This window comes from Empedobacter sp. UBA3239 (genome assembly GCF_002362875.1).
Lineage (GTDB): Bacteria > Bacteroidota > Bacteroidia > Flavobacteriales > Weeksellaceae > Empedobacter > Empedobacter falsenii_B.
Genome location: NZ_DEVJ01000082.1, coordinates 25203 through 31250 on the forward strand (window position 1 = coordinate 25203; position 6048 = coordinate 31250).

A 6048-nucleotide genomic window follows, 5' to 3' on the forward strand; every position below is an offset into this window, starting at 1 on the left:
TCTGAACTTAAAAATTATTCTTCTGTAGCAACTTCTTCAGTTGTACCTTCTGCTTCTTCAGCAGGAGTTTCTTCAACTTGTGCAGCAGCTTCAGCTTCCTGAGCAGCTTTTACACGAGCTTCATTAACAGCTTTTTCAGCTTCTAATGCAGCAGCTTTAGCAGCAGCAGCACCTGAAGTTAAACCGTCTTTTTTAGCTTGAACTTTTTCACCTTTAGCTTCTAACCAAGCGTCGAAACGTTTGTCAGCTTCTTCTTGAGAAAACGCACCTTTAGCAACACCACCTAATAAGTGTTTTTTCATAAAAGCACCTTTGTAAGATAATAAAGCTTTAGCAGTATTAGTTGGCTCAGCACCAGTTTGTAACCATTTTACAGCAGAATCAACATTTAATTCTACAGTTGCAGGGTTAGTAATTGGGTTGTAAGTACCTAATTTTTCGATGAAACGACCATCACGTTTTGCTCTTGAGTCAGCAACTACGATGTGAAAGAATGGTTTTCCTTTACGACCATGTCTTTGTAATCTAATTCTTGTAGCCATAGTATAACTAATTATTTGGGGAACTCGTCCCGTTTTACAAATTTGAGGTGCAAATATACAATATTTTTGATAAATAATTATTTTAAAAGTGATTATTAAATTAATTCTGAAAAATCAAGTTTTTTGAATAATGATTCTGACGTATTTTTAAACTCGGAAATAAATTTAAAAAATGAACAAACAAGAAATACTTACTCAAACACAAGCCTATATTAAAAAAACTTTTTTAGATGAAGGAACAGGGCACGATTATTTTCACATAGAACGTGTGGTAACAAATGCGAAGAAGATTTTGGAAACGGAAAATGCAGATTCTTTTTTGGTCGAATTAGCTGCTTGGACACACGATATTGGTGATTATAAATTACATAATGGAGTTGATAAATCGGAGGAATTAATTAGAGAATTTTTAGAATCAATTTATGTAGAAGAAACATCTATTCAGAAAGTATTGGAAATCGTTTCGCAAGTTTCATTTAGTAAAGGAAATAAACCAACAACTATCGAGGCTGAAATTGTGCAAGATGCTGATCGTTTAGATGCGATTGGAGCGGTTGGTATTGCGCGTTGTTTTGCATATGGCGGAAGTGTTGGTAATATTTTGTATAATCCATACGATAATTCGAAAGACGCTTCTAGTGTACAACATTTTTATGATAAATTATTTAGATTAAAAGAATTGATGAATACCAAAACAGCAAAAGAAATTGCTTTAAAACGTCATCAATATATGGAAAATTTTATCGAAGAATTTTATCAAGAAGTAAAATAATATTGTAACTTATTATTCATTTAATTATCCTTAATGCAACTAAAATTTACTCTAATTTATTTGTCACTTTTATTGATATGCAGTTGTGCTTCTGTCGAGAAATATAATGCACATATTGATAAAGAGATTCCTGTGAATAAATTGAAAAAAGATGTAGATTTTGTTTATAAAAAACTAAAAAGATATCATCCAAAATTAGATTTATACTCTTCTCAAGAACAAATTGATTATAAATTTGATAGTCTTAAAAAGTCAATTGATAAACCATTAAAACCAAATGATTTTTATGTCAAGTTTTTTCCGATTTTCGAAAGTTTAGAACATGGTCATACAGATATTTATCCGATATATAAACGATTAGAAAAGAGTAAGGAAAAAAAATACAAAGAATCTAAATCTGCTTTTAGTGATTATAGTTTTTTTTGGCAAAATGATTCAGTTTTTTTAGTGGCAGATTACAGTAAAATTAATCCGATTAATCAAGGTTCGGTTTTACTTTATATCGATAGTGTTTCTACAAAGTATTTATACGATAAATATAAAAAAAGTATATATGGAGATGGTGAAAATCAAACTTTTTCGGATAATGTGTTTAACCGATCTTTTCTCAATTATTTTACTTTAGAAAATGGAATTAAAGATTCGGTTGAGTTAACTTTTAAAATGGGGAATTCAATCATCCGAAAAAAAACATTTCGCACTTATCCCAAACCTAAAAGTGAAAAGGTTGCAGAAACGCCAAAAATTACAAAAGAGCAGAAAGAAGCTGAGCGAAAAGTTAGGATAAAACAAAAGAAATACGGCTATTCTAAAAGTTCTAAAACCTATTCTAAAGATTTGACTTTTCCTACGAACGACAGCACGATTGCGGTGTTAAAAGTGACTGATTTCAGAAAAGGTAAAATACGCGAACTATATAAAGAAGTTTTTACGGATATCAAGAATCATAAAGTCCAAAATTTAGTTCTCGATCTACGCAACAATGGTGGTGGTTACCTAAAAGATTCGCACTATTTATACGCTTATTTGGTCGATGATTCCAAGGATTTTTTAGGTGAAAAAATCGTCGCAAACAAAACCTCTTTTGGCAAGTCGTTTTACAATCTTTTTCCTGTTTATTCCTATCCGTTGCTTTGGTTAGGTTCGGGGTATACTTATTTTTCGACGTCCAAAAATGCGAAAAATGAATACGAATTGCACATACCTTTTTCGCATGTCAAAATAGATAAAGACCTTGTGTATCATCAAAATTTGTATGTCATTATAAACGGTGGTTCTTACTCTGCTTCGGCGTTGATTTCGGCTAATCTTCAACTAAAAAATCGAGCATTTTTTGTAGGTGAAGAAACGGGTGGAGATTTTAATGGAACGGTTGCTGGGTTGATGCCAAAATTTACGTTACCCAATTCCAAACTCAAAATTTCGGTTGGTACAGTTTATCTTTCTCCTATCGAAAAACGAGATGAACAAGCGCATGGCGTTTATCCAAATCAACTTATTCAGCCTAATTTGCAAGATAAAATTAAACGTACGGATGCTGAACTGAAATGGATTATAAATGATATCAAAAAAGGAAATATCGAATACAATAAAGTTTTAAAAAAAGAAAATCATCTCCTGAATTAAGGAGATGATTTTTATATTCTGGGCGTTCGAGCGGGCTTTTCGTTTCAATCTTTGCTCAACAGCAAAGGATTTCCACTGCAATCCCTAACGCATTTTATTTTTTGTTGAAACTACAAAAAATAAAATTTTGTATTGTGTCAAACGGCGTTTTATGATCAATTGTAAAACAATCTATTTTCTCAAAATTAGTTTGAAAAGTAGAAGTTAAAGAAGTTTCATCATTTTGTTTAATTTCTAAACCACTACATTTTAATGGTCCGTTTGTGGAAAAAGTTCCAATAACCAATTTTTCTTTTACAGCTTTCGCGACCAAATCTTGGTATTTTTTGATATCATTTTCTTCGGTCAAGAAATGAAAAACTGCTCTATCGTGCCAAACGTCATATTGTTCTGTAGGTTCAAATTCGGTGATATCCGAAACAATCCAAGTTACTTTTTCTGCATTATTTCCTAAACGCTTTTTTGCTCTTTCCAACGCGTTTGCAGAAATATCCAAAACAGAAATATTTTCATATCCTTCTTCCAATAAAAAATCGACCAACTTACTATCTCCACCACCAATATCAATAATTTTAGCTGTTTTACCAGCTCCAAAAGAATGAATAAAACTTAAAGAAGTTTCTGGTTTTTCTTGTGTCCAACTCACTTCTTCTGGAGTTTTTACTTCGTATATATTTTCCCAATGAGATTTTTTATTGTCGTTCATAGCTTTTGTATTTTGATGCAATTTCGACTTTTTATTTAAAATGAAGTGTAACAAAAATTACAGAACTGAGTCTATTTTTTCTATAAAAAAAAACACCTTTTACTTCAACATAAAAGGTGTTATAGATGTTTTATAATAGATTATATCCGAATTTAAATCCTAATGTAGGAGTTAGGTTTCCTTTACTTAAATCAAAATCTTGTAAGTATCCTATACCGACATGTGTTCGAAAGTAAAAATTAGAACCTATAGATCTCTGAATACCCCAATGTAAATCTGTTAATAAGGATTTGTTTAAATCTATATCATTTTTATTTCCAAAGGAATATTTTAATTGAGCTTCTATGAAATTACCAGAATTGTTTTTCAAAGATTTACCTTTTGAAATTCTTTTATCCTTATTATAAAAGAAAGAATAACTTGATTTTACATATGGAGTTGGTTTTGAAAAATTTAGAATATATGAAACTGCATCGTCATTTAGATTATATCCTCCTCCAACTCCTGTTTCAAAATTTAAAAATGATTTATTTCCAATAAGAATATCATATCCAACACTAAGACCGTGAGTGCCTATTTCGATTACTCTTGAATTTCTATAGGTATCATTGCTCTGCTGAGCATTACCAAGAAAAGGAAGTAATAAGAAAAATTTAGTTAAATTCATATTATTAAAATTAATTTTTTTGAACAATAAATTTAGTTCCACCCCAACGATTGTTATAATAAACACCACCTTCTATGTCCATTTTATATTGAGTTATTTTATTGAAACCTAATTTAAATTTAACTTCGAACTTTTTGTCGCCATTTTCGTTTGTTTTAAAACCAACTATAAACTCTTTTAGGTCAAAATCTTTTCTAATATCAAAATCTTTCAATACTTTATGTGTGTTATTAGCTTCTATAAGCTCATCTTTTGTCACAATATATAAAGGTTGAGCATCTATTCTATCTTGTGAAGCTTTAATTTCGTTCATAACAATTGCTATATCACTAGGTGTTCTTCCAGCGGTAGCATACTTTTTAAAAGCATCTGCAGCTACTTTTAGTATTTGCTCGTGTGTTATCTCTCGATCTTTATTAAATATATTTATATAAATAATAGATTTTTTAGATGTGTTTAATAAAGATTTAAAACTATCCATATTTACACTACTAGATATTTGTTTGTTTTGAGGAAATATTAACATACCTGTAGTATTGTAATAACCTAAATCTCCAGTAGCTAAACTATAGTCGGTTTGAGTATAATTACCAGAACTGTTCAATAAAAATTCACTAGTAACAACAGGGACAAAACTAGATTTAACAGTGATTAAATCATTAATAGCTTTTATTATCGGCTGAATTTGAGAATTATTAAATGTAGCTGTAAATGTTTTTCTTTCCACTTTAATTAAACCATCATTTATTTTAAGATACAATTTTCTAGCATCATCTGTTCTCCATCCGAAAGTACCTTTTCTTCGATACTTATTTTTAGCTCTTACACTATAGAATAAAAGAAAATCTTGTATTTCAAAGACAGTTTTAACTTGATGGTCTCCATCAAAAAAATATTCACAAACATATTGTTTTCCAAAAATATTACCTAAAAAAGGATTACTTATTCCATTATTACAATTTTTATAATGATTTGTTTCTCCTTTTGAAGGTATTGTAGGAGATGGGTTATATGTCCCTCCTCCACCTCCTCCTCCATCTTCAGGGTCTATAGGAGCAATCATTTCATATTCAGTTCCTAAGGTAGCTAAATCAGGTCTGTAAGAAGTTATATTATCTGTTACCTGATTAAGACCAGAAGGAATGCTTATATTTTGATTTTTTTCAATATAATATTCAAGTTCATCATAATCATCTTGATGAACAATGAAAAGACCATTAGGAGTGTACATGTATATAGAGTCATTCAACTGAACAGCACCTTTATCATTTAAAATAGAAGCAAAATCTTCATCTTCTAAAAATGTTTCATCAGAAGTATCATCAGAGCTTTTATTCATTAAAGTAGATTTATTACTTAAAATCAAATTGCTCATTTTGTTTATAACACCTTCGTCTTTAATATCAGGAGAAATACTTAAAGGGATAAATCCTTGATCGTAATATTTATTGAAAATTTTTTCTTTACTTATAGTATCTTCAATAAATATTTTAATATCATTTTTTCTTCCAGAAAATTTCAAGAGTTTTTTTCCAGAATCAAAGGATATTTTTGATTGTTTAACATTTTGATTTTCGTTAAAACTTGACGATGAATTATCATCGTTACAAGAGTAGGTAGTTAGAAAGCTACATGATATAGCTGACAAAAAGAGTAAGTTTTTTAATTTCATAAGATTTATAATTTATTATAATTAGTTAAATATAAATAAATTGTAACCCGTTGTGCATTTTAA

6 protein-coding genes are annotated in these 6048 nt (G+C 29.7%); 2 read left to right on the plus strand and 4 right to left on the minus strand.

The window, feature by feature from the left end; all coding sequences use genetic code 11:
* Nucleotides 1-14: 14 nt before the first annotated feature.
* Nucleotides 15-542: a 30S ribosomal protein S16 gene (locus tag B4G36_RS12345; protein ID WP_180905332.1), complete on the minus strand. Its 528-nt coding sequence runs from the start codon at nucleotides 540-542 to the stop codon at nucleotides 15-17.
* Between the two features lie 172 nt (nucleotides 543-714).
* Between B4G36_RS12345 and B4G36_RS12350 the strand changes: the two genes are divergently transcribed.
* Nucleotides 715-1314, plus strand: a complete 600-nt coding sequence (locus B4G36_RS12350; RefSeq protein WP_291064217.1) for an HD domain-containing protein — start codon at nucleotides 715-717, stop codon at nucleotides 1312-1314.
* Nucleotides 1315-1374: 60 nt separating this feature from the next.
* On the plus strand, nucleotides 1375-2940 hold the full coding sequence (locus B4G36_RS12355; protein ID WP_291064218.1) for a S41 family peptidase: 1566 nt from the start codon (nucleotides 1375-1377) through the stop codon (nucleotides 2938-2940).
* Between the two features lie 94 nt (nucleotides 2941-3034).
* On the opposite strand, the gene B4G36_RS12360 is transcribed toward B4G36_RS12355, so the two are convergent.
* The 3 genes from B4G36_RS12360 to B4G36_RS12370 form a co-directional block, all read right to left on the minus strand.
* Entirely contained in the window at nucleotides 3035-3646 is a 612-nt protein-coding gene (locus B4G36_RS12360; RefSeq protein ID WP_291064219.1) for a class I SAM-dependent methyltransferase, read from the minus strand.
* Nucleotides 3647-3776: 130 nt separating this feature from the next.
* On the minus strand, nucleotides 3777-4313 hold the full coding sequence (locus tag B4G36_RS12365) for a hypothetical protein (protein ID WP_291064220.1): 537 nt from the start codon (nucleotides 4311-4313) through the stop codon (nucleotides 3777-3779).
* Nucleotides 4314-4323: 10 nt separating this feature from the next.
* The gene (locus B4G36_RS12370) at nucleotides 4324-5985 is read right to left on the minus strand and encodes a hypothetical protein (protein WP_291064221.1); all 1662 of its coding nucleotides are present in this window, start codon (nucleotides 5983-5985) and stop codon (nucleotides 4324-4326) included.
* Nucleotides 5986-6048 lie beyond the last annotated feature (63 nt).